Annotated in this window: 25 protein-coding genes; 18 read left to right on the top strand and 7 right to left on the bottom strand. The window is 69.8% G+C overall.

Annotated elements, in window-relative coordinates; genetic code table 11:
* Positions 1–15: 15 nt before the first annotated feature.
* Together ACWDSJ_RS08155 and ACWDSJ_RS08160 are read right to left on the bottom strand one after the other, a co-directional pair.
* Positions 16–327, bottom strand: a complete 312-nt coding sequence (locus tag ACWDSJ_RS08155) for a hypothetical protein (RefSeq protein ID WP_387359827.1) — start codon at positions 325–327, stop codon at positions 16–18.
* Positions 328–429: 102 nt separating this feature from the next.
* Positions 430–1,098, bottom strand: a complete 669-nt coding sequence (locus ACWDSJ_RS08160; protein WP_450030162.1) for a pyridoxamine 5'-phosphate oxidase family protein — start codon at positions 1,096–1,098, stop codon at positions 430–432.
* A 71-nt stretch (positions 1,099–1,169) separates the two neighbouring features.
* Between ACWDSJ_RS08160 and pdxR the strand changes: the two genes are divergently transcribed.
* The 3 genes from pdxR to ACWDSJ_RS08175 are packed head-to-tail and all read left to right on the top strand — an operon-like array spanning position 1,170 to position 4,344.
* Positions 1,170–2,570, top strand: a complete 1,401-nt coding sequence (gene pdxR, locus ACWDSJ_RS08165) for a MocR-like pyridoxine biosynthesis transcription factor PdxR (protein ID WP_450030164.1) — start codon at positions 1,170–1,172, stop codon at positions 2,568–2,570.
* Positions 2,571–2,579: 9 nt separating this feature from the next.
* On the top strand, positions 2,580–2,825 hold the full coding sequence (locus ACWDSJ_RS08170; RefSeq protein ID WP_387359820.1) for a DUF2630 family protein: 246 nt from the start codon (positions 2,580–2,582) through the stop codon (positions 2,823–2,825).
* Positions 2,826–2,841: 16 nt separating this feature from the next.
* The gene (locus ACWDSJ_RS08175) at positions 2,842–4,344 is read left to right on the top strand and encodes a carboxylesterase/lipase family protein (RefSeq protein WP_450030166.1); all 1,503 of its coding nucleotides are present in this window, start codon (positions 2,842–2,844) and stop codon (positions 4,342–4,344) included.
* Between the two features lie 107 nt (positions 4,345–4,451).
* Here ACWDSJ_RS08175 and ACWDSJ_RS08180 read toward each other — a convergent pair whose 3' ends face one another.
* The 3 genes from ACWDSJ_RS08180 to cobF form a co-directional block, all read right to left on the bottom strand.
* Complete coding sequence (locus tag ACWDSJ_RS08180) at positions 4,452–5,318, bottom strand: Fpg/Nei family DNA glycosylase (RefSeq protein WP_450030168.1); 867 nt, start codon at positions 5,316–5,318, stop codon at positions 4,452–4,454.
* A gap of 45 nt (positions 5,319–5,363) precedes the next feature.
* Positions 5,364–6,473: a baeRF11 domain-containing protein gene (locus ACWDSJ_RS08185; RefSeq protein ID WP_450030170.1), complete on the bottom strand. Its 1,110-nt coding sequence runs from the start codon at positions 6,471–6,473 to the stop codon at positions 5,364–5,366.
* 79 nt (positions 6,474–6,552) lie between these two features.
* Positions 6,553–7,305 (bottom strand): precorrin-6A synthase (deacetylating), encoded by a 753-nt coding sequence (gene cobF / locus ACWDSJ_RS08190; protein ID WP_450030172.1) that lies wholly within the window; start codon positions 7,303–7,305, stop codon positions 6,553–6,555.
* 20 nt (positions 7,306–7,325) lie between these two features.
* Between cobF and ACWDSJ_RS08195 the strand changes: the two genes are divergently transcribed.
* From ACWDSJ_RS08195 to ACWDSJ_RS08225, 7 genes are all read left to right on the top strand, one after another.
* The gene (locus ACWDSJ_RS08195; RefSeq protein WP_450030173.1) at positions 7,326–8,126 is read left to right on the top strand and encodes a thymidylate synthase; all 801 of its coding nucleotides are present in this window, start codon (positions 7,326–7,328) and stop codon (positions 8,124–8,126) included.
* A complete protein-coding gene (locus tag ACWDSJ_RS08200; RefSeq protein WP_450030175.1) occupies positions 8,123–8,599 on the top strand; it encodes a dihydrofolate reductase in 477 nt (158 codons plus the stop codon). The genes ACWDSJ_RS08195 and ACWDSJ_RS08200 overlap by 4 nt, the downstream gene beginning before the upstream one ends.
* A gap of 66 nt (positions 8,600–8,665) precedes the next feature.
* Positions 8,666–8,992 carry a cupin domain-containing protein gene (locus ACWDSJ_RS08205; RefSeq protein ID WP_387359807.1) on the top strand — a complete coding sequence of 109 codons (327 nt, stop codon included), beginning with the start codon at positions 8,666–8,668 and terminating at the stop codon, positions 8,990–8,992.
* Between the two features lie 35 nt (positions 8,993–9,027).
* Positions 9,028–10,041: a Dyp-type peroxidase gene (locus tag ACWDSJ_RS08210; protein ID WP_450030177.1), complete on the top strand. Its 1,014-nt coding sequence runs from the start codon at positions 9,028–9,030 to the stop codon at positions 10,039–10,041.
* Positions 10,038–10,838 carry a family 1 encapsulin nanocompartment shell protein gene (locus ACWDSJ_RS08215; protein WP_387359803.1) on the top strand — a complete coding sequence of 267 codons (801 nt, stop codon included), beginning with the start codon at positions 10,038–10,040 and terminating at the stop codon, positions 10,836–10,838. The genes ACWDSJ_RS08210 and ACWDSJ_RS08215 overlap by 4 nt, the downstream gene beginning before the upstream one ends.
* A gap of 61 nt (positions 10,839–10,899) precedes the next feature.
* Complete coding sequence (locus ACWDSJ_RS08220; RefSeq protein WP_450030178.1) at positions 10,900–11,430, top strand: hypothetical protein; 531 nt, start codon at positions 10,900–10,902, stop codon at positions 11,428–11,430.
* Between the two features lie 12 nt (positions 11,431–11,442).
* Positions 11,443–11,841: an NUDIX hydrolase gene (locus tag ACWDSJ_RS08225; protein WP_450030180.1), complete on the top strand. Its 399-nt coding sequence runs from the start codon at positions 11,443–11,445 to the stop codon at positions 11,839–11,841.
* 1 nt (position 11,842) lies between these two features.
* Here ACWDSJ_RS08225 and ACWDSJ_RS08230 read toward each other — a convergent pair whose 3' ends face one another.
* Both ACWDSJ_RS08230 and ACWDSJ_RS08235 read right to left on the bottom strand, forming a co-directional pair.
* Positions 11,843–13,474: an MFS transporter gene (locus ACWDSJ_RS08230; protein WP_450030181.1), complete on the bottom strand. Its 1,632-nt coding sequence runs from the start codon at positions 13,472–13,474 to the stop codon at positions 11,843–11,845.
* A 316-nt stretch (positions 13,475–13,790) separates the two neighbouring features.
* Complete coding sequence (locus ACWDSJ_RS08235) at positions 13,791–14,465, bottom strand: TetR/AcrR family transcriptional regulator (protein WP_450030183.1); 675 nt, start codon at positions 14,463–14,465, stop codon at positions 13,791–13,793.
* A gap of 189 nt (positions 14,466–14,654) precedes the next feature.
* Between ACWDSJ_RS08235 and ACWDSJ_RS08240 the strand changes: the two genes are divergently transcribed.
* The 8 genes from ACWDSJ_RS08240 (at position 14,655) to ACWDSJ_RS08275 (ending at position 23,467) form a co-directional block, all read left to right on the top strand.
* Positions 14,655–16,175 (top strand): amino acid permease, encoded by a 1,521-nt coding sequence (locus ACWDSJ_RS08240; protein WP_450030185.1) that lies wholly within the window; start codon positions 14,655–14,657, stop codon positions 16,173–16,175.
* 71 nt (positions 16,176–16,246) lie between these two features.
* Complete coding sequence (locus ACWDSJ_RS08245; RefSeq protein WP_450030187.1) at positions 16,247–16,996, top strand: DUF1989 domain-containing protein; 750 nt, start codon at positions 16,247–16,249, stop codon at positions 16,994–16,996.
* Complete coding sequence (locus tag ACWDSJ_RS08250; protein WP_450030189.1) at positions 16,993–17,598, top strand: urea amidolyase associated protein UAAP2; 606 nt, start codon at positions 16,993–16,995, stop codon at positions 17,596–17,598. Before ACWDSJ_RS08245 ends, ACWDSJ_RS08250 begins: the two co-directional genes overlap by 4 nt.
* Complete coding sequence (locus tag ACWDSJ_RS08255; RefSeq protein WP_450030191.1) at positions 17,595–19,616, top strand: 5-oxoprolinase/urea amidolyase family protein; 2,022 nt, start codon at positions 17,595–17,597, stop codon at positions 19,614–19,616. The genes ACWDSJ_RS08250 and ACWDSJ_RS08255 overlap by 4 nt, the downstream gene beginning before the upstream one ends.
* A gap of 2 nt (positions 19,617–19,618) precedes the next feature.
* Positions 19,619–21,223, top strand: a complete 1,605-nt coding sequence (gene atzF / locus ACWDSJ_RS08260) for an allophanate hydrolase (RefSeq protein WP_450030193.1) — start codon at positions 19,619–19,621, stop codon at positions 21,221–21,223.
* A gap of 102 nt (positions 21,224–21,325) precedes the next feature.
* Positions 21,326–21,664, top strand: a complete 339-nt coding sequence (locus ACWDSJ_RS08265; RefSeq protein ID WP_450030195.1) for a WXG100 family type VII secretion target — start codon at positions 21,326–21,328, stop codon at positions 21,662–21,664.
* Positions 21,665–21,680: 16 nt separating this feature from the next.
* Complete coding sequence (locus ACWDSJ_RS08270) at positions 21,681–21,989, top strand: WXG100 family type VII secretion target (protein WP_450030197.1); 309 nt, start codon at positions 21,681–21,683, stop codon at positions 21,987–21,989.
* On the top strand, positions 21,986–23,467 hold the full coding sequence (locus ACWDSJ_RS08275; RefSeq protein ID WP_450030199.1) for a hypothetical protein: 1,482 nt from the start codon (positions 21,986–21,988) through the stop codon (positions 23,465–23,467). Before ACWDSJ_RS08270 ends, ACWDSJ_RS08275 begins: the two co-directional genes overlap by 4 nt.
* The last annotated feature ends 4 nt before the right edge of the window (positions 23,468–23,471 follow it).

A 23,471-nucleotide genomic window follows, 5' to 3' on the forward strand; every position in this document is an offset into this window, starting at 1 on the left:
AGATCTACCCGTGCCTCAGCGCATACCGTCACCGGTGGCGTGGTCCTGCCCCTCGATGAGCCGCGCGGAATCGATCTGCCCGTCGTGGAAGCTCTGGAACGTGGTCTGGAAGTTGCCCGCGTTCTGGTAGAGGTTCTTGTGCGACGCGCCGTACCCGTTCTCGCCGTCGTAGAACTGGGAGCCGATCTTGTCGCGGCCCCACGGGGATCCGGTGTCCAGCGACGCCGTGAGGTTGTCCATGACGGCCTTGATCTTGTCGCGCACGTCCAGCGTCTTGCCCGCGGCCGTCCGGAACTTGGCCGGGTCGAACTCAACGGTCATAGTCATCCCCTCCACGGTGTACTCACGCACGATGACAGCCGTGGGGAAATCGCTTGTTTCCCGAAGGTGAACGGCAGATACCCCGGACGGTGAACGAGACCCGTTCGTCTACATCGGGATTCGCGTCGCGGTCCGGTCGAGCACGTGGGCGGGCGTATCGATGCCCGCTCGCAGATCGGCGTTGGGAACGGGCGCGCCGAAAACCCGTTGCAGCGGAAGGACTCCCGCCCACGCGTCGCCGGCCAGGTCCTCGGCGTCGTCGCTCGCGTCGCCGGATCGGATCTTCACCGACGCCTCCGTGAGGTCCAATGCCAGCACGAGGGTCGCGGCGAGTTCCTTCTTGTTCGGCGGCCGGACCGCGTCCCAGGCCCCGGGCGCGTTGTGCTCGACGATCGCGCGCAGCGCCCGCAGCCGGTCCGCCTCGCCGGTGACCTCGACCGGGCGGCCGTGCACGACGGCCGACCGGTAGTTCATCGAGAAGTGCATGGCCGAGCGGGCGTACACGATCCCGTCCACCAGCGTCACCGACACCGACAGGTCACCGGTCAGCGCGGCGCGCAGATTGCCCGACCCGGTGGAGCCGTGCAGATAGAGGGTGTCGCCGATGCGGCCGTAGGTCGTCGGCAGCACCACGGGCGCGCCGTGCAGGAGCACGCCCACATGACAGATCAGGCCCGCGTCGAGCACCGCGTCCAGGACGGCCCGGTCGGTGGCGGCGCGGTCGCGCAGGCGGGTCGGGGTGCTGCGCGGGGTCGGGGAGAGTGGAGTGCGGGTCATGTCAACCAGGTTCGCGGAGCGAATGGCATTCTTGAATGGCCAATTCCACGAAAAATCGGAAGACCAATTCCATGCCCGACGCCCTGGACGAACTGCCGCTTGCGATCGATCGCGCGGCCCCGACCCCACTGTCCGTGCAGGTCGCCACCGGTCTTCGGGCCGCCGCGACCGCGGGCCGCTTGCGCGGCGGGGACCGGCTGCCCTCCTCCCGCGCGCTGGCGACCCGGCTCGGCGTGAGCCGCACCGTGATCACCGCCGCCTACGACCAACTGCACGCCGAGGGCTGGCTGTCGGGTCGGCGCGGTTCGGGCACCTATCTCACCGCCTCGCCCGCGCGCGGGCCGCGACCCCTCGCGTCGACGCCACCCTCGCGTCCGGCGTCCGCGCTGCTGGATCTGGCCGCGGGCGCGCCGTGCGTGGAGGCGATCGACCGGGCCGCGTGGCGGCGGGCGTGGCGGGCGGCCGGCGATCGAATCCCGTTGACCCGCAAGGACAGAGCGGGCGATCCGGAGTACCGCGCGGCGATCGCCGAACATCTGCTGCGCCACCGCGGGCTCGGCGCGGGCAGCGACACCCGGATGCTCGCGACGGCCGGGGCGAGCGCGGCCGTCGGTGAACTGGCCGCCGCCCTGCTGCGCCCCGGCGACACCGTCGCGATGGAGGATCCGGGTTATCAGCGCGCGGCCGGGGCGTTCCGGGCGGCGGGCGTGCGGGTGCTGCCGGTGCCCGTGGACGCGGCGGGACTGCGGGTCGCCGAGATTCCGCGCGGCGTCGCGGCGGTGTACTGCACGCCCGCGCACCAGTTTCCGCTCGGCGCGCGGATGCCCGCCGCGCGGCGGGTCGAACTCGTCGAATTCGCCCGCCGCACAGGCACTCTCGTGATCGAGGACGACTACGACGGCGAGCTGCGGTACGACACGGCGCCGTTGCCGTTGCTGGCCACCCTCGGACCCGATGTGGTCGTCCACGTCGGAACCACCTCGAAGATCCTCTCGCCCGTGCTGGGCATCGGCTGGCTCGTCGGCCCGCCCCGGGTGACCGAGGCCGTCCTGGCCCATCGCGAGGCGACCGGCACCGGACCGGCGGTGGCGGGCCAGCACGTGGTCGCCGAACTGGCCCGGCACGGCGATCTGGCCCGGCATCTGCGGCGGCTGCGGCGCGAGATGCCGCCGCGGCGGGCGCTGGTGACCGAGCGGCTGCGCGGCTTCGACGTGCGCGGCGACGACGCGGGCAGCCACGTGGTGGTGGCGCTGGCGTCCGCGGCCGAGGAGGCGCGCGTGGTCGCGGCCGCCGCGCGCGGGGGCGTGCTGCTCGAGGGGCTGGGCCGCCATCACCTCGGGCCGCGGCACACCTTCGGCATCGCGCTCGGCTACGCCGCGATCGGGCGCGCCGACCTGCCGTACGCGCTGGATGTGGTTGCCGAATGTCTTCGCGCGCGGCGCGGAGCGGGCGGCGGCGGGGATCGGCCGTAGCATGGTCCCATGACCGAACAGGACATTCTGGCGCGCATCAAGGACCTCGTCGACCAGGAACATCAGCTGCGGTCCAAGGCCGTGGGCAAGGAACTCGACCCCGAGTCCGAGCGGCGGCAGCTGGCCGAACTCGAGGTGATGCTGGATCAATGCTGGGATCTGCTGCGGCAGCGGCGGGCCCGCATGGATCAGGGCGCGGATCCGAATGAGGCCCAGGTCAATTCGGCCAAGCAGGTCGAGGGTTACCTCCAGTGAGGTTTACCATTCGAAAATGGTAGAAGTAGCGACCACCGAAGGCGTCGTCCGCGGTCACGCGGGGCGGCGGACCCTGCGGTGGCGGTCCATTCCCTACGCCGCTCCGCCCGTCGGTGACCTGCGATTCCGCGCACCGCAACCGGTCGAACCCTGGACGGGTGTGCGCGACGCCACCCGCTTCGGGAACGCCGCCATGCAGCACCGCAACGGGGCGCGGATCGGCCTGCGCAACGCCCAGCCGACCGACGAGGACTGCCTGACGTTGAACGTCACGGCCCCCGCCACGCCCGCGGCGAAACCGCGGCCGGTGATGGTGTTCATCCACGGGGGCGGGTATGTGCTCGGCACCTCGGCGCTGTCGCTGTACTCGGGGGCGCGGCTGGCGGTGCGCGGGGATGTGGTCGTGGTGTCGATGAACTATCGGCTCGGCGGGTTCGGGTATGTCGATTTCGGCGAATTCTCCACCGCCGCACGGCCTTTCGACTCGAATCTGGGGCTGCGCGATCAGGTCGCGGCGCTGGAGTGGGTGCGGCGCAATATCGCGGCGTTCGGCGGGGATCCGGAGAACGTGACGATCTTCGGGGAGTCGGCGGGTGCGCACGCGGTGGTGTCACTGCTGGCCACGCCCGCCGCGGCCGGGCTGTTCCATCGGGCCATCGCCGAGAGCGCGCCCGCGGACTGGGCCGTCGGGGCCGACGAGGCCCGGCTGTTCGCGCGCATGTGCGTGGAACGGCTCGGCGCCACACCGGAGGACGCCGCGCGGGCGCTGACCACCGCCGCCGCCAACGACATTCGCAAGGCCGTGGACAAGGCGATCGGCGATGTGCTGTGGGAGCAGCCCGGATCGTTCCCGGCCGCGCCGGTGGTGGACGGCGACTATCTGCCGCAGGCCCCGATCGACGCCATCGCCGCGGGCAAGGCGCACGCGGTGCCGTTGATCATCGGCACGAATCGCGATGAGGGAACGCTGTTCTCGCGCTTCGACCGGACCCTGCCGACCACGCCGGACCAGTTGCGCAAGGCGCTGGGACGCTGCGGCGAGGACGTCGAATCCCGCATCGTGGCGGCCTATCCCGGCTATCCGGCGTCGAAGGTGGCCGTCCGGATGGGCGGCGACTTCGTCTTCTGGCGGCCGACCCTCGCCGTCGCCGAGGGCCACAGCCGCCACGCGCCCACCTACGTCTACCGCTTCGACTACGCGCCCCGCGCGATCCGCCTGGCGGGTTTCGGCGCGACCCACGCCCTCGACCTCATCCCCGTCTTCGGCGGCGTCGACTCCCCCATCGGCCGCTCCCTCACCGTCGCGGGCGGCTACCGCGGCTTCCTCGCCGTCCAACGCGAATTCCAAAGCAACTGGCTGGCTTTCGCCCGCACCGCCCGCCCCCTCGACTCCTGGCCCCCCTACACCGAATCCCACCGCATCACCAAGATCATCAACCACCCCACCCGCCTGGAAGTCGACCCCGACCGCCCCAAACGCCTCGCCTGGCAAGGCATCCGCGTCCCCGCCCTAACCTGACCACCCCCACCGGAAGCCGGGCCCCAAGTGGTCGTCGCGAAGCCGCGACCCGACGCGGGTGCACTTGGGTCCCGGCCTCCACACCCCGACCTACCCCGCCACAAACCTCACTTCAGCAGGCGGGACATGCGGCGGTCGGCGAGGATTTTGCCGTTGGTCTGGCAGGTGGGGCAGTACTGGAAGGACTTGTCGGCGTAGGCGACCTCGCGGACGGTGTCGCCGCAGACGGGGCACGGGAGGCCGGTGCGGGCGTGGACCTGGAGGCCGGAGCGTTTCTCGCCCTTGAGGCGGGCGGCGTCCTGGCCGACCGAGCGGGTGACCGCGTCGGTGAGGACCGCGCGCATGGCGGCGTAGAGCTGGGCGACCCTGGGCTCGTCGAGGGTGCCCGCGGTGGCGAAGGGGGAGAGCTTGGCGGTGTGCAGAATCTCGTCGGAGTAGGCGTTGCCGATGCCCGCGATCAGGGCCTGATCGGTGAGGGCGGTCTTGAGGCGCTGCGAGGTGCCGCGCAACAGTTCGGCGAAGCGTCGCTCGTCGATCTCCAGGGCGTCGGGACCGAGACGCGCGATCCCCGGCACCGCCATCGGATCCTCGACCACCCACACCGCGAGCCGCTTCTTGGTCCCGGCCTCGGTCAGATCGAACGCGGGCGTCGCCCCCTCGGGCGTGAAGAAGTGCACCCGCAGGGCCAACGGCCCCTTGCCCGGCTTCGGCGGCGACGCGCTCGGCTCGTCCAGCCAGCGCAACCACCCGCCCCGCGACAGATGCGTGATCAACCACAGCCCGTCGCAGTTCATCCCCAGATGCTTGCCCCAATGCCCCGCGCCCGTGACGTCACGACCGGACAGCGCGGTCACCGGCGGATCGAAGGTCTTCAGCACGCTCAGCGCCGCGACATCGACCCGCCCGACGACCGCGCCCACCGCATGCTCGGCGAGGAACCGCTCGAGCGCCACGATTTCGGGTAACTCGGGCACGTTCGCAGCCTACCGGCCACCACCGACACCGCGCCGGACCACGAGCTACACCACGTACCGCAGAATCGCCGCCACCGGCCCGCCGTCGGGCAGATCGTCCCCGCGCACGGCCAGCACGGTCCCCGAATTCGCGAGCACCCGCCGCGCGATCTCGTCGGTCACCCCGGGCGCCTCCACCTCGTCCTCGTCGGCGAAGATCACCTCCCCGCTCGCCGGATCCACCGATCCGGGCACGATCGCGTCGATGTCCACCAGCAGCGTGTCCACCGACCCGAACGTCGCCGCCCGCGCGACGTCGGACACGTCGCTGAGCGCCCGCCCGTCGGAACGCCCCTGCTCGAACCGCTCCCGCACGTCCGCAACCCGCTCGGCGTAGTAACGATCCAGCAACGGCCGCGCCAACGCCGCGAGCTCCTCGTCGGCCAGTTCCTCGGGGTTGCCCGCGATCGACTCCGCGAGCAGCCCGGGATAGCTGTTCACCGATCGGTACAGCGAGTCGATCGGCTCGGTCGCGGCGAGGATCAACGGCAGATCCCGCCCGGCCAGCACCGCCCGCAACTCGTGATCGATGGCCCGTGCATACTGCCGGACCAGCACCTTGCGTCCCTCGGTGCCCTGCAACCGCCGTTTCGGCGCACGCCCGCTCAGCGACGCCTTGCGCGCGTGATCGGCTGCGCTGGTGGGCATTTCGGGCAGCCGCACCTGTTCCGCGGGCCGGTCGGCATTGATCTCGACCAGCCGCACCGCGCCCTCGGACAACGCCAGCACGAACGCCGCCTGCGGAAACGACGTCGCCCGCAACAACGGCTTGACCAGGAACCGGTCCCCCACGGTCACACTCGCCCGCAACCGATTCGGCACCCGATAGGTGCGCAGCCGCTCCGGCGTGGCGTGCACGACCAGCGTCCGCGACTGGTACCGCCAGAAGTCGTCGTCATCGATGAGGTCGTCGAATTCCTCTTCCAGGGCCGTCCGCCCGTCCCGCCCGTCGACGTGCCCGAGCGCCTCGCGCACCTGATTGGAGAATTCGATCCGGGCCTTGTCCGGGTCGTCGGTGGCGGGTTCGGTCGGGGTGTAGATCGACACGCTCGGCGCGCCGGTGGCGGCGGCCAGTTCCTCGATTTCGCGACGGGTCGGAACATCGGTATGCAGCACGTGCGCACTCCTCGGTCGTGGGACAACCGCTCCGGAGCTACCAGCCTGGCAGCGAAACGACCGATGCGCAACCACCTGGCTATCTGTGCGTGCGGCGCAGCAGGTAGATGTCCATGATCCACCCCTTGCGCTCACGGAGTTCGTTGCGGCACTTGATGATTCGATCCCGAACCGCGACCAGCGGCCCCTCGATCAACGTCTCGTCCGGCATCCCCAGATACGCCCCCCACCAGATGTGCACATCGTCCCCGGCGATCTCGGCGAACGAGCATTCGCCGTCCAGCATCACCAGCGTCGATCCCACCGCCGCCACACCCTCCGCGCGCAACCGCCGCCCGGTGGTGATGTGCACCGGTTCGCCGATGTCGTGCAGCACGATCCGATGCCGCGCCGCCAGCGCCTGCGCGCTCGTGATGCCCGGAATCACCTCGTAGTCCAACGGCTCCCGCGCGGCCACCCGCTCGACCATCCGCAACGTGCTGTCGTAGAGCGACGGATCCCCCCACACCAGAATCGCGCCCACCCCCTCGACCCGGCCGAACGCCTCGGCGAGCAACGCCGCCCGCCGCTCGTGCCAGTCCTCGACGACCTCGCGATAGTCCGCCGCCGACGGCACGATTCGCTCGCGCGGCGGATCGGCGATCGTCACGATCTCGTAGGGCTGTCGCGCGTGCGCGGCCAGCACGGCCGCCCGCACGTCGACCAGTTCCCGCTTGCGCTCGCCCTTGCCGATGACGAAGAACACGTCGGCCTGCCGCAGTGCCGCGGCGGCCTGCATCGTCACCTGCTGCGGGTCCCCGGCCCCGATTCCCACGACGAACAGCTTCTGCACGATGCGTAAGCTTGCCAGGCATGGGCACCGATACCCAGTACGAGGACCTGCTGCGACACGTGCTGGCGAACGGGACGCCGAAGTCCGATCGCACCGGAACCGGCACCCGCAGCATCTTCGGACACCAGCTCCGCTACGACCTGTCGGCGGGTTTCCCGCTCGTCACCACCAAGCGGGTGCACCTGAAATCGATCGTCTACGAGCTGCTGTGGTTCCTGCGCGGCGACTCCAATGTACGCTGGCTGCGCGAGCACGGCGTCACCATCTGGGACGAATGGGCCGACGCCGACGGCGAATTGGGCCCGGTCTACGGCGTGCAGTGGCGCTCGTGGCCCACGCCCGACGGCACCCACATCGATCAGCTCGCGCAGGCGTTGCAGACGCTGCGCACGAATCCGGACTCGCGCCGCATCCTCGTCTCCGCCTGGAACGTCGCCGACCTGGACAAGATGGCCCTGGCCCCCTGCCACGCCTTCTTCCAGTTCCACGTCGCCGACGGCAGGCTGTCCTGCCAGCTGTATCAGCGCAGCGCGGACCTGTTCCTCGGCGTGCCGTTCAACATCGCGAGCTACGCCCTGCTCACCCACATGATGGCCCAGCAGGTCGAGCTGCTGCCCGGCGATTTCATCTGGACCGGCGGCGACTGCCACATCTACGACAACCACCTCGACCAGGTGCGCGAGCAACTGAGCCGCGAACCGTACCCGTTCCCGCACCTGCGGCTGCATCCCGCGCCGAGCCTGTTCGACTACCGCTACGAGGACGTCGAGATCGAGAACTACCGCCACCATCCCGCGATCAAGGCCCCGGTGGCGGTGTGATCGGGCTGATCTGGGCGCAGACCCCGCGGGGCGTCATCGGCGTCGACAACACCATTCCGTGGCGGGTGCCCGAGGACTCCGCGCACTTCAGGGAGGTCACCCGCGGCTTCCCCGTGATCATGGGCCGCAAGACCTGGGACTCGCTGCCCGCGCGATTCCGCCCGCTGCCCGGCAGGCGCAACATCGTGGTCACCCGGCAACCGGACTGGTCCGCCGAGGGCGCGGAGCGAGCCGGGTCGGTCGAGGCCGCGCTGCGCCTGGCCGATGCCTCGGCCTGGGTGATGGGTGGCGGTGAGATCTATTGCGCCGCAATGGATCACGCCACCGAACTGATGGTCACCGAGGTCGATCTCGAGGTGTCCGGCGACGCCCACGCCCCGGAGATCGGCCCGGAATGGTCGGTGGATTCCGACACCGGTTGGCGCGAATCGAGCGCCGGACCCCGCTATCGCATCCTGCGCTACCTGCGCTGACACCGACGCGAAATCGCAAGGCGAATTCGCGGGGCCGGTGGGTATCCGTCCGGCATACTCACCTTTGTGGACAAGAAATCGCTGACCGCGGTGGCTCGACAGCAACTCAAACTGGCAGCGACCGCCCCGAGCGGACGCAGTTCCCAGACGCTCTGCGGCGGTCACACCCACAGCCTGCGGCAGACCGTGATCGCGCTGACCGCGGGCAAGAGCCTGTCCGAGCACGACAGCCCCGGCGAGGCCACGCTGCAGGTGCTCACCGGCACCCTGACCCTGATCAGCGGCTCCAACGAATGGAAGGGCTCGCCCGGCGACCTGCTGGTGCTCCCCGACGCCCGGCACAGCGTGATGGCGATCGACGACGTGGCGTTCCTGCTCACGGTGGCCAAGTAGTCGATCTGTCGGTGCGGCCCTCTAGGCTGTCGATCATGGGTGAGCCGCAACCGATCCTCGACCCGCTCACGCGGGCCGCGATCTTCCTGGTCGCCACCATCGACGAGGGTGGCGAGCAGGTCGTGCGCGACCTGCTCGAGGACCTGCAGGGTCTGCGTCGTTCGGTCGGCTTCCGGTTGCCCGGCACCCATCTCGGCGTCATCGCGGGCATCGGTGCCGCCGCGTGGGACCGGTTGTTCTCCGGCCCCAAACCCGCTGAGCTGCACGAGTTTCCGGGCTACGCCGGGCCGCGGCACCAGGCGCCCGCCACGCCGGGCGATCTGCTGTTCCACATCCGCGCCGAATCCCAGGACGCCTGTTTCGAATTGGCGATGACGATCGCGGGCCGCCTGCGCGGCGCGGCCACGATCATCGACGAGACGGTCGGCTTCCGCTACTTCGAGCAGCGCGATCTGCTCGGCTTCGTCGACGGCACCGAGAATCCGGAGGGCCGCACCGCGGTCGCGGCCGGGCTGATCGGCGACGAGGACCCCGAATTCGCCGGGGGCAGTTACGTGATCGTGCAGAAGTACCTGCACGACCTCGACGCCTGGAACGCGCTGTCGGTCGGCGAACAGGAACGCGTCATCGGCCGCACCAAACTCGACGATTTCGAACTGTCCGACGAGGACAAACCCGCCGACTCGCACGTCGCGGTCAACACCCTCGTCGACCCGGACGGCACCGAGCGCAAGATCATTCGCGCCAACATGCCGTTCGGCAGCGTGCGCGAGGGCGTGTTCGGCACCTACTACGTCGCCTACGCGGCCACCCCGAGCGTCACCGAACGAATGCTCGTGCGCATGTTCCTCGGCAGCGACGAGGCCGCCTACGACCGCATCCTCGATTTCTCCACCGCCGTCACGGGCACGCTGTTCTTCGTTCCGCCGCTGGAGTTCTTCGACGAACTGCCCGACCCACCCGCCCCGGCCGCGCCGGAGGCGCCCGCCGCCGCACCCGCCGGGGACGGTTCGCTCGGCATCGGCACGCTGAAAAGGAGCAACGCATGAACAACCTGCACCGGGAGCTGGCGCCGATCACCTCCGAGGCGTGGTCGGCGATCGAGGAGGAGGCGACCCGAACGTTCAAGCGGCACATCGCCGGTCGTCGCGTCGTCGACCTGTCCGGCCCGCACGGCACCGCCTACTCCGCGGCCGGGCTGGGCCGCACCACGCCGATCACCGCGCCCGACGAGGGCGTGCAGGCCCGGCAGCGGCTGGTCGCCCCGCTGGTCGAGCTGCGGGTGCCGTTCACGCTGTCCCGCGAGGAACTCGACAACGTCGAACGCGGCGCGCAGGACGCCGACCTCGATCCGGTCAAGGACGCCGCCAAGAAGATCGCCTTCGCCGAGGACCGGGCCATCTTCGAGGGCTACCCGGCCGCGGCCATCGAGGGCATCCGGGCGAGTTCGTCCAACGAGCCGATCACCCTGCCCGGCGATCCGCGCCTGGTGCCCGAGGCGGTCGCGCAGTCGCTGACCGCGCTGCGGCTCGCGGGCGTGGACGGTCCGTACTCGGTGCTGCTCAGTGCCGACCTGTACACCGAGGTCAGCGAGACCTCCGACCACGGCCACCCGATCCGCACCCACATCGAGCGGCTGATCCCCAACGGCGAGATCATCTGGGCGCCCGCCATCGACGGCGCCTTCGTGCTCACCACCCGCGGCGGCGACTTCGATCTGCAACTGGGACAAGACCTTTCGATCGGCTACCTGTCGCACGACGCGGATACGGTGCGGCTGTACTTCCAGCAGAGCCTGACGTTCCTGGTGTACACCGCCGAGGCCGCGGTCGCGTTGCGGTCGTAATCGGGCGGGAGCCGCGACCGCCCGCCCGGTACGGTGGGGACGCGGTAGCCAGGAGGTCGAGATGAGTATGGTGCGGGCGGGTGTGGTGCCCGGGTGGCGAGCGGCGGTGTACGGATCGCTCGCGGTGCTGATCCTCGCGCTCTGCTGCGGCGGATTCGTCCTGGCCTTCGGGATCAATCGGGTGGTCACCGGGTTGTTCGTCGGGCTGGTCGCGGCGATCGCGCTGCTGGCGGCGCTGTTCGGGCGGGACGTGGTGATCCTCACCGAGCAGGCGATCTATCGCCGCACGCCCATCTCGGAGACGAGCATCGACTGGGAACGGGTGGTGGCCGGGCGGTTCGCGCTCGACGAACGCGCCCGCTGGTCGCTGGCGCTGGATCTGGCCGGGGGCGAGGAGAAGCACGGCGAAATCGTGCTGCTCAACATTCCACCGGTGCTGCGCCCGATCTCCAACGCCTACGAGCACCGCAAGCGCGAACAGGTGGTTCAGATCCGGAACATGTTGCGGCAGAAGCGGATTCCGGTGGTGATCCTGCCGGAGATCGCGCAGGCGCTGCACGACCATTGGAAGCTCGCACCGCCGGTGCACTGACCGAGGGGACCGATGATTCGCACGGCCGCGCTGGCCCATGTTCGCGATCGGCGGCTGTTGCAGGCGCGGTCGGCGCACAAGGACGTCTTCTACATGGCGGGCGGCAAGCTCGACCCGGGGGAGACGCCCGTCGAGGCGTTGTATCGGGAGGTGCGCGAGGAGCTCGGGGTGGAGGTGGCCGGGCATCGCGAACTCGGGGTGTTCGAGTGTCAGGCGTTCGGGGAGGCGCCGGGGGTGCGGTTGCACATGACCTGTTTCACCGCCGAGCTGACCGGTGACCCGCGGCCGACGAGCGAGGTGGCCGAACTGCGCTACTTCACCGGGGGCGAGTACGCGGCGATGCCGCAGGTCGCGCCGGGTTCGATGCTGGTGTTCCGGCGGTTGCGCGAACTCGATCTGATCGACTGGTGAGTCAGTCGGCGGGCGTGTCCTCGGTCTCGGGAATCTCGCCCGCGCCCAACGGGATTCGCGTCGCGGCGAGGAAGCCGAGCAGCAGGAACACCGCGGCCGCGAGCATGGTGAGCCGGGTGGCGTCGGCGAAGCCGCGCGACAGGGCGTCGACGACGGCGCCGGTGCCCCGCTGGTCGCGCAGTCCGGTGATCGCGCCGCCCGCCGAACTCCGGGTGGCCTCGGCGACCTCGTCTGCGGCGTTCGCCGGGAGGCCGGGGACGTCGCCGAGCCGGTCGGCGAGGAAGCGCCCGAGCCCGATCGACAGGACGCCGCCGAGCACGGCCGCGCCCAGGGCCGACCCGAGCTGACGGACCGTGGACTGCGTCGCCGACCCCTGACCCGAGGCCTCCGGCGGGACGCCGGCCAGCACGGTTCCGGCCAGCTGCGCCGAGGCGAATCCCAATCCCACCCCGTAGCAGGCCAGCAGCAGCGCCAGCAGCCACGGCGAGATGTGCGCGGAGACGCACAGGGCGGTGATCGCGATCGCCACCGCCTCGATCCCCACCCCGATGCGCACGATCCGCACGGGTCCGAGGCGGCGGCCCAGCGCCTCGGTCACACCACCGGCGACGAACGCGCCCAGGGCCATCGCGGCCAGGACGAGACCGGCGCGCAGCGGTGACAGTCCCAGCACGTCGACCAGGAACAGCGGCAGCACGAACAGCAGGCCGAATTCGCCGAGGGCGATCACGAACGCGGCGGCGTTGCCCCACCGGAACGCGGGCCGCTCGAACAGCGAAAGATCCAGCAGCGCAGAGCGATTCACCTGCTCTCGATGCCGCTCCCAGCGCAGGAACAGCGCCAGCAGCACCAGGCCCACCACGAGCAGGATCGGGATCGCGGACAGGACGAAGTTCTTCGACCAGGTGATGCCGAGCAGATGGAAGTCCCGCAACGGCCGCCACCAGCCGTAGGTCTGCCCCTCGATGAGCGCGAAGACGACCAGCGCGAATCCGGCCGCGCTGAGCAGGAATCCGTCGACGTCCACCCCGCGCGCGTGTTCGGTCTCGCGGGTCTCGGGCACCAGGGCGACGATGCCCGCCAGCACGACCACCCCGATCGGCAGATTCACCAGGAAGATCCAGGGCCAGGTGAACGAGGTCGTCAACCAGCCACCCAGCAGCGGCCCGATCGCCGCCATCCCCGACATGACCGACCCCCACACCGCGAACGCGATCACCCGATCCCGATCCCGGAACATCGCGTTCACCGTCGACAACGTCCCCGGCAGCACCGCCGCCCCGCCCACCCCCTGCACGATCCGCCCCCAGATCAAGGTCCCCGGCGCGTCCGCCCCCGCCGCGATCAGACTCCCGACCACGAACACCACCACCCCCACCGCGAACACCTTCCGCCGCCCCCACCGATCCCCCACCCGCCCCGCCGTGATCAACAACGCCGCGAACACCACCGCATAAACACTGTTCACCCACTGCGCCTGCGTGAACCCCAACCCCAGATCCCCGATGATCACCGGCAACGAGACATTCACAATCGTCCCGTCCAACACCACCATCGCCAACCCCAACGCCAAAACCCCCAACGCCCCCCACCGCCGCCACTCCACCCCCACCTCGGCCTCCACATGACTCATGCGCCCACTCCCGTCATAGACCCCAGCCCACCGAGTTAACGACCAGTTCGCCGACCCACCTCCCCTGAGGTATACACATCCGCTATGACTTGAAACCGCCCCTCCACCCCTGGCCCCGCATCCCCTCCCTTGTCCAACACCCTCCCGATTCCCTCCCGTGCCCGCCCTCCGATTCCCTCCCCGGCCCCACGGCCTCCTCCGCCCCACGGCCTCCCGTCTCCTCCCCCGCCAGCGGCCGCCCGTGCCCCTCTTACCCGAACCCTTTCGAATCCCCCTCTGCCCGGATCACGTCCCCCCCGTTCCCTGCCCGCGAGCGCTAGCGAGCGGGCAGGGACAACCGCGACAAAACATCCTCAGCAGCGACCCGGACACCCTCCACATCCCCGTGCCACCCGAGCATGTGCAAAATCGCGTCCGGAATGAGCTGGTGGGCGCGGCTCGGGGCGGCGCCCTCATCGGAGCGGATGTTGATGACCGACTCCACCAGGCGGAACGGCAGGACGTGGGCGGTCGGCGGGACGGTGTCGGCCTCGATCCGGGCGGACAGTTCCTCGTAGTGTCCCCGGAGTTCGTCGCGCCGGTGGCGGAACGACTCGAAGCGCGGGGCGCGGAGTTCGGGGAGGAGGTAGAGGGCGCCGAGATTCCAACGGGCGGCGCACAATTGGCGGACGTCGAAGAGTGCGAGGGCGTAGAGGGCGACCTCGGGGGGCGCGGGATCGGCGCGCAGGGCGCGGGCGAGTTCCAGTGGGCCCGTGATGGTTTCGTCGAGCAGGGCGTCGAGGATGTCGTCCTTGGCGGCGAAGTGGTGGTACAGCGACGCCTGACGGATGCCCACGGCGTCGGCGATGCCGCGGGTCGAGGTGCTGGCATACCCCTTGGTGGTGAACAATTCCGCGGCGGCGTCGAGGATTTCGGCGCGCGGGGTCTGGCCCTGACGACGCCGCGGCCCGAGGCGGGGGCGGCCGGGTCCGAGTTGCGTCACGACACCCATTCTGTCCCACCGCCGTACGCACCCCGCCCCGACCTGGGCCGAGAGATTTCTGTCATCCGACAGAAACTCCGGTAACCCAGAAGTTACGGCCGGAGACGAGCCGGATACATCGGCGTCACCATCGGTGACCTCGGGCTTGGAAAACTTTCGAGCGATAGATATTGGCGACCACGCCGAAGGATTCCGCCCATGGCCACCACCCTCACCCCTGAACTCACCGACAACGCCGACCTGGAACGGTTCGGCTATCGCCCGGTGCTGCATCGCAAGCTCGGCCGCTACGCCTCGTTCGCGGCCGGGTTCTCCTTCGTCTCGATTCTGACCACGATCTTCCAGTTCTTCGGCTTCGGTTACGGCTTCGGCGGCGGCGGGTTCTTCTGGACCTGGCCGATCGTCTTCGCCGGGCAGTTCCTGGTGGCCCTGAACTTCGCGGAACTGGCCGCGCGCTACCCGATCTCGGGCTGCATCTATCAGTGGTCGCGACGACTGGCCGGGGAGCTGGTCGGCTGGTTCGCGGGCTGGATGATGATCATCGCCCAGATCGTGACCGCCGCGGCCGCCGCGATCGCCCTCCAGGTGGTGCTGCCCTCGATCTGGAGCGGCTTCCAGCTCGTCGGCACCGACACCGCGCTGACCTCCCCCTCGGGCGCGACGAACGCGGTCCTGCTGGGCAGCGCGCTGCTGGTGGTGACGACGGTCGTCAATGTCGTGGGCATCGAACTCATGTCGCGGATCAATACGATCGGGGTGACGATCGAGATCGTCGGCGTGCTCGCCACGGTGGCGCTGTTCTTCACCCACACCGATCGCGGTCCGGGCGTCGTGTTCGACACCTCGACCGCCGCGCCCGGCCCGTACTGGGCGGCGTTCCTGGTGTCGGGTCTCATGGCCGCCTACGTGATGGTCGGATTCGATTCCGCCGGTGAGCTTTCCGAGGAGACGAAGAATCCGCGCCGCGTCGCGCCCCGCACCATCCTCACGGCGCTGACGGTCTCCGGGATCGGCGGTGGCCTGATGCTGCTGGGCGCGCTCATGGCCGCCCCCAGCCTCGACGACGGCAAGCTGGGCACCGAGGGGCTGGCGTACGTGATCTCCTCGAAGCTGGACAGCCCCGCCGGGAAGGTGTTGCTGGCCTGCGTGGCGGTCGCTATCACGGTGTGCACCTTGGCGATTCAGACGGCCGGTTCGCGGCTGATGTTCTCCATGGCCCGCGACGGCAAACTGCCCTTCGCCCGTCGGCTCGCGGCCGTGCACCCCCGCTTCGGCACGCCCGTCCTGCCCGCCGTGGTGATCGGCGTGCTCGGCATCGCCCTGCTGGTGGTGAATCTCGGCAACGCGGCCCTGTTCGCCACCCTCGCGAGCGTCTGCATCGTCACCCTGTACCTCGCCTACCTCCTGGTGACAGTGCCCCTGCTCGTCCGGCGGATCTCCGGCTGGCCCGCCGCCGAAACCGACTCCGGCGAAGGGCTTTTCACCCTCGGCCGCTGGGGCATCCCCGTGAACGCCGCGGCCGTGGTCTGGGGGATCGCCATGGCGGTGAACCTCGCCTGGCCGCGCGCGGAGGTCTACACCCCCAACGGCGGCGGCTGGTGGATGCTCTGGGCCGCACCGCTTTTCGTCGCCCTCACGATCCTGGTCGGCATCGTGGTGCACCGCGTCGTGGTCGCCCGGCCCGCCGCCGCGACCGCACCCGTACCGCAACCGGCCTGAACCGCCCGCTCCACCCGAAAGCCCCGGCCGAAGGCGGCACCCCACGGCCGGGGCCCGACGAGAGGAAGACCATGACCACCGCGTCCACGACCGGCGCACGCGAGCACGCCCGCGCCCAAGCGGCGAGCGCGACGATCACCGCCCCTACTCTCCCCGACGAGGTAGACAGCGACAAAGTCCTTGTCGCACAACGCATCCCGGCGCACGGCTACGCGAATACCGTCCTGGCCCGGGGAACTCGGGTCCGGTTGAGCGATCCCGACGGCGCGGCCTGCGCCCATCTCCTGCTGCTGCGCGCCGAATCCCCTTGGGAGCGGCTGAATGTCGCCGATACGGTGAAGGTCCCCTGGCAGGCGTACCTCGGTCCCGGGCATCCGCTGCTCTCGGATCAGGGCCGCGTCCTGGCGACCATCGTGGCCGACACCTCCACCCATCACGACGCCCTCTGCGGCCCCGGCCAGGCCGCCCGGCGAATCCTCCGGCTGGCCGGTACGAAACACGGTCTCGAGCCCCGGGACATCGGCCCCACCGTCTCCCTGTTCCGCGGCGTGCGCGTGGCGGCGGACGGCGCGCTCGTCCCGACCGGGAGCGCGGGCGCGGGGACCGCGGTCGATCTTCTCATCCATCTGCCGGTCACCCTGCTGGTCGTCAACGCCGAACATCCCCTGGACCCTGCCCCGCCGACCGACCTCGATCTGATCGCCTGGTCCGCGCCCGGCGATCTCACCCGCGAGTACAACACCGAACCCGAATACCGCCGCGCCGTCGAGAACACCGAAACGGCTTGGCGCGCGGCGCATCCGCAGGAGGTACCGGCATGAGCACGATCGTTCTCGACGAGACCGTCCCCGCCCGTTCCCCGTGGTCGACCGTGGTCCGCGCGGGTGAGCGGCTGGAGATCATCGATCTGCACGGCAACCAGGCCGTCGACTGCCTGCTCTACGCCGCCGCCGACACCACCGACCGGTACAGCGCGCAGGCCACGATCACCGCGCAGCGCAATATCTTCCTGACCACCGGCAGCGTCCTCTACACCGAGAACGGCACGGCCCTGATGACCGTCGTCGCCGACGAGGTCGGCAATCACGACACCGTCGCGGGCGCCTGCTCCCAGGAGTCGAACACCCTGCGCTACGGCCACCACACCCGCCACCAGCACGCCTGCGTGGAGAACTTCCTCGCCGAGGGCCTGAAGTGGGGTCTGGGCAAACGCGATCTGGTGTCGAACATCAACTGGTTCATGAACGTCCCCGTCGAGCCGGACGGTACCCTCGGCATCGTCGACGGCCGCTCCGCCCCCGGCAAGAAGGTCACCCTCCGCGCCGACACCGACACCCTCGTCCTGATCTCCAACTGCCCCCAGATCAACAACCCCTGCAACGGTTTCGACCCCACTCCGGTACGGATGGTGGTGACGCGATGACCGCGCGCGAACCCGAGGGCAGCCGAGTGACCGCCGCGCGCCATGTCGAGGTGCTACGACCCGGGATGCTGACCACTGTGCAGGACTGGCCCGGCCGGGTCGGGTACTGGCATGTTGGGGTGCCGCCGTCGGGGCCGATGGACGATCTGTCGTTCCGGCTCGGCAATCGGGTGCTCGGGAATTCCGAGGGTGCGGCGGGTTTGGAGTGCACGCTGAGCGGCCCGGTGCTGCGCTTCACCGCGGCGACCACGGTGTGCGTGACAGGCGCGCCCACAATGGTGACGGTGAACGGAAGCCTTGTGGCGCAATGGCGTTCGGTGCCCGTCCCGGCGGGCGGGGTGCTCGAGGTCGGGGCGGTCGACGGACCGGGGATGCGCTGCTACATCCTGTTCGCGGGCGGGCTCGAGGTCCCCGAATACCTCGGCAGCGCGGCGACTTTCACGTTGGGTCGGTTCGGCGGCGCGACGGGTGCGGCGCTGCGGGCGGACGACCGCCTCACTCTCGGAACGGAATACGGCCCGATCGCCGCCGCGGTGCCCGGCGACGAGCGCCCGGTCATCTCCTCGCGCTGGGAGCTGGCCGTCACCGAGGGGCCGCACGGCGCGCCGGAGTTCTTCACCCGTGCCGACTTCGACACCATTCTCGGGACCGACTACGAGGTGCACTTCAACTCCGATCGCACCGGCGTGCGCCTGACCGGACCTCGCCCGCAGTGGGCCCGTACCGACGGCGGTGAGGCGGGCCTGCATCCGTCCAACATCCACGACACCGCGTATTCCGTCGGCGCGCTGGACTTCACGGGCGATACCCCGATCCTGCTCGGCCCGGACGGCCCGAGCCTGGGCGGATTCGTCTGCCCGGTGACGGTGGTGGCCGCCGACCGGTGGAAGCTCGGCCAGCTCGCGCCCGGCGACAAGGTCCGGTTCGTCCCGGTCCGCGCGGAGCGGGCGGCGTCGCTGCGCGAGACCGGCCCCGCCCGGCGCGCGCAGTGGCCGTTCGTGCTGTCCTCCGGCGGCGCCGGGGATGACGGCGTGCTGGCCCGCGACGACGCCGACGACACCACGTCGGTGACCTATCGCCGCGCCGGAAACGACGGTGTACTGGTCGAATACGGGGATATGACCCTGGATCTCGGGTTGCGTGCCCGGGTGCACGCGCTGCATCGACATCTCCTCGAACGCGGCGAACCGGGCATCACCGAATTGACGCCGGGCGTCCGCTCGCTCCAGGTCCGCTTCGATCCCGACCGGCTCGCCACCCCGAAACTGCTGCGACTGCTGCGCGAGGCGGAGGCGCTGCTCCCGTCGGTGACGGAACTCGTGGTGCCCAGCCGCACCGTGCATCTGCCGCTGTCCTGGGACGATCCGGCCACCCGCGAGGCCATCATCCGCTACATGCACGGGGTGCGGGCCGACGCGCCGTGGTGTCCGTGGAATATCGAATTCATCCGGCGCATGAACGGTTTGGCCGATGTGTCGGAGGTCTTCGACACCGTTTTCGCGGCCGAGTACCTGGTGCTCGGCCTCGGCGACGTCTATCTGGGCGCGCCCGTGGCCACGCCCACCGATCCGCGGCATCGGCTGGTCACCACCAAATACAATCCGGCGCGGACGTGGACGCCGGAGAACGCGGTCGGCATCGGCGGCGCGTACCTGTGCGTCTACGGGATGGAGGGGCCGGGCGGTTACCAGTTCGTCGGCCGCACCACGCAGGTGTGGAATCACCGCTGGGCGCCGGGCGACCCCGAAAGGCCGTGGCTGCTGGACTATTTCGATCGCATTCGCTGGTATCCGGTGTCGGCGGAGGAATTGCTCGATCTGCGAGCGGATTTCGCGGCGGGCGACTGCCGGTTGCGCACCGAGGACGGGGAGTTCCGGCTCGCCGACTATCGCGAATTCCTCACGGCCAACGCCGATTCCATCGCCGACTTCCGCACCCGCCAGGCCGCCGCCTTCACCGCCGAACGCAACTCCTGGCGGGCCGCGGGCGAACTGGCCGAGACGAAGGGAACCCGCTAGGCATGACCACCTGGATCAGCCGCCGCACCGACAGCGCGATCGACGCCGAAACAGCCTCGGCCACAGGGGAATTAGCCGGACTGCGCCTGGCGGTCAAGGACAATATCGACGTGGCCGGGCTGCCCACCACGGCGGGATGCCCGGAGTACGCGTATTCGCCCGAGCGTGACGCGGACGCCGTCGCCGCGCTGCGATCGGCCGGGGCGGTCGTGGTCGGCAAGACCAACCTCGACCAGTTCGCGACCGGGCTGGTCGGCACGCGCTCGCCCTACGGTGTCGTACCCGACGTCCGGCGGCCCGAATTCGTCTCGGGCGGTTCGAGTTCCGGTTCGGCGGTCGCGGTCGCGCGGGGCGAGGCGGATATCGCCCTCGGCACGGATACGGCCGGTTCGGGACGCGTGCCCGCCGCGTTCCAGGGCATCGTGGGAATCAAGCCGACGGTCGGGGTGATCTCCACCGCGGGCGTCGTGCCCGCCTGCCGCTCCTACGACTGCGTGACGATATTCGCGGCGGACCTCGCCCTCGCCGATCGCGCGATGGGCGTGCTGGCCGCGGGTGCGCCGGGCCGGGCGTGGCCGAGTGATACCCGGCTCGCCGCGCCGCCGGAACCCGTTGTGGCGGTGTTCGATCCGCTGCCGGATCTGGATCCGGACTGGGTCGCCGACTACGAGCGGACGCTGGCCGTGCTGCGGGAACGCGGGGCGCGGCTCGTCGCGGTAAATCCCGAACCGTTCCTGGCCGCCGCACGACTGCTGTACGAGGGCGGGCTCGTCGCCGAAAGATACTCGGCCGTAGGCGATTTCGTGGACACCGCGCCCGAACACCTCGACCCGACCGTGGGCGCGATCATCCGCGGCGCGCGCGACATCCCCGCCCATCGCCTCGTCGCCGACCGCGCCGAGGTCGAGCGCCTGCGCGCGATCGCCATGGCGAGCCTCGCCGGGGCCGACGCCCTGCTCACCCCCACCGCGCCGATCCAGCCGACCATCGCGGCCGTCACCGCCGACCCGATCGGCGTGAACGCCCGGGTCGGCACCTACACCAACTTCTGCAACCTCTTCGACCTGTGCGCGGTGGCCGTCCCCGCGGGCGCCCCCGGCTTCGGCGTGACCGTCCTGGCCCGCGCCTTCGACGACGCGATCGCCCTCGACATCGCCGCCCTCATCACCGGCCACCCCCTCACCCACCCCTGGCCCACCCGCATCGCCCCCACCCACGACCTGGTCGTCTTCGGCGCCCACCTCCGCGACCAACCCCTCGCCCACCAACTGACCGACCTCGGCGCCCGCTGGGCGGGCGAGGTCCGTACGTCCCCCCACTACCGCCTGGCCGCCCTCGACACCACCCCACCCAAACCAGCCGTAACCCGCTGCCCCCCAGAGGAATCCGGCGTCTCGATAACAGGCGAACGCTGGCTCCTCTCCCCCGCCGCCCTCGGCCACTTCCTCGCCGCCCTCCCGGCCCCCATGCAGCTGGGCAAGGTTGAACTCGACAATGGTTGCTGGACAACGGCTTTCGGTTGCGATGGCGCCGCGGCGGCCGCGGGCAAGGACATCAGCGAGTACGGCAGCTGGCGCGCGGCCCTGGCGGCGGGGGCCGTCACCTGAGCCCCTGCGTGTCACCGCGGCGCGCACGTATGATGCCGCTGTACCCGGTCCGCGCACACCGGGACAACCGTTGCCTCGCTCGACACGGAGGAATCCACGCGCATGGCAGACCAGTCGGCCCCCGCTCTGGCGGTAGTTCCTGCCCACGTGCAGGACGCCGGGCGATTCGTGCAGCAGACCGCCGAGGCGCTCATCTCCGGAATTCATTCCGGTGACAAGGAGATTCAGGGGTTGATGAGCACGTGGAAGGGTGCGGCCGCCTCGGCCTACCTCGCGGGGTGGGAGGAGACCCGCCGGGGCGCGCTCGAGGTGTTGGAGGCGCTGCGCTCGTTGGCCGAGTTGCTGGGCGTGACAGCCACGATGTTCACGGAGCAGGATGAGACCGGCGCCGCGGGCGTGGCCGGTGCGGATAATCCGAGTACCCGGCTGCTCAACATGTGATCCGAAGGGGGACAGCATGACCGATGAGGGCTATCGGGTCGACCTCGAACACCTCGACGCGGTGACCGCGCGGATCGCGGGTCTGGCGGCGTTCGTCGCGGAGGCGCTCCAGGGCATCGATACCCGAATCGAGGCCGCGCACCGCGAATGGACCGGGGCCGCGGCCGTCCAGCACGTCGAGGCACATCGCCACTGGCGCACCGGAGCCGAGGAGATGCGGGAGGGCATCGAGGCCATGCACGCCGCGGCCACCACGGCGCACGCCAATTACAGCGCCGCGCTCGCCGCGAACCTGGCCACCCTGCGATCGGGTGTCGGGCGTTGACGCAACTGGCGATACGCCCGAGCGTCTACTACAACGCCGCCACCACCCTGCACAACGCCGCCACATCGCTGTTCAACGAGGTCGACGGCCGTTGGCAAGCACTGTCGGCGGGCGCGCACATGGCGGGCACGTACGAGGAAGCCCGGAAATGGGCGGACTCCTACGACGCCAAGGTGCTCGAGGTTTCCGATCTGGTCGTCAACACCGCCATGACCTTGGACTCCTACGCGGGCACGCTGCGCGAACTCGGGCACCGGCACGAGGTTGCCGAGTACGAGTCGACCATGGGCGCGGGGGGTGACCCGCCCGCGCCGCCACCCGCCCCGCCGCCCGCGGTCTACACCTGCCGTGTGCCCATTCCGTCGGCGGGCGGGCCCGGCAATGGCTTGGAGGACGGCGGGGTCAAGCTGGCCGAGAAGATCGGCATCACCGTGCCGAACGGTGACACGGCCAAGCTCGAGGCAGTCGGAGACGTGTGGGCGCAGATGGCCAAGGCCACGGCCGTCACCGCGCTACCCGCCGACATCGTCCGCGTCATGGACACCTTCACCGATGCGATCGTGTCGCCCGAAGTCGACCTCATCGCCGCCGACCTGGCGAAACTGCGAACCGCTGCCGAGGCTGTCGGGTCCACCTTCGCGACCCTCTCCAAGGCATGCCGCGACCACGCCGCCGCCCTGCACGACCTTCGCCAGAAGTTACGGGCCCAGCTCGAGGAACTGGGCAAAGAGCTGGCAAAAGAGCTGGTGATCACGGCCGCCATCGGCGTGGCCGCATCCCTGGTCACGTTCGGAATCGGCGCGGCTGTCGCATCAGCGCGGGTGGCCACCATCGCCGCCCGGTTCGCCACTCCCATCCGCGCTCTCATCGACATGTGGAAGAGTGAGAGGAAAATCCAGAACTTCGCCCATTTCGAGCATGATCTGAGCGCGGTTCAAAAGAGCTTACAGCAGGTCGAAAAGGTTGGTGGCGACGTCGCGCACGCGCCCAAGCCGCCAGCTGCGGTGCGCCCTGCGAATTGGACCGCCAAGGATGACGAAGGAATCATCGACTATATCGAGGACGGAAGGAGAATGAACGAGAGAATCCGCGAAGGAAATGTGTCCGATGCCATCGCCTTTCGCACCGAACGCACAACCGAAGCCCTTGACAAGCTACCGAACCATGAGGGCTGGGTATCGCGTCGCATTTCCTCTGAAGATATGCCGCCGGAAGTACTGGAGCAGTATCAGAAGGGCAACGTCGTCACGGAGGACGCTTTCACCTCCTCTTCCAGAGCCGAGGGCGGCACTCCGTTCTCGGGTGATGTCGAAATGCACATCTACTCCAAGACTGGCAAGGATGTCTCCGCCTGGGCACCCGAGCACATGGCAAGGGAACAGGAAGTTCTGTTCAAGCCGCAAACGAGCTTCAATGTTTTGAACAGATATGTCGATCCGGAAACCGGGCGTACAGTAATCATAGCGGAAGAGCTATAAGCGA

Source organism: Nocardia sp. NPDC003482 (genome assembly GCF_053588115.1).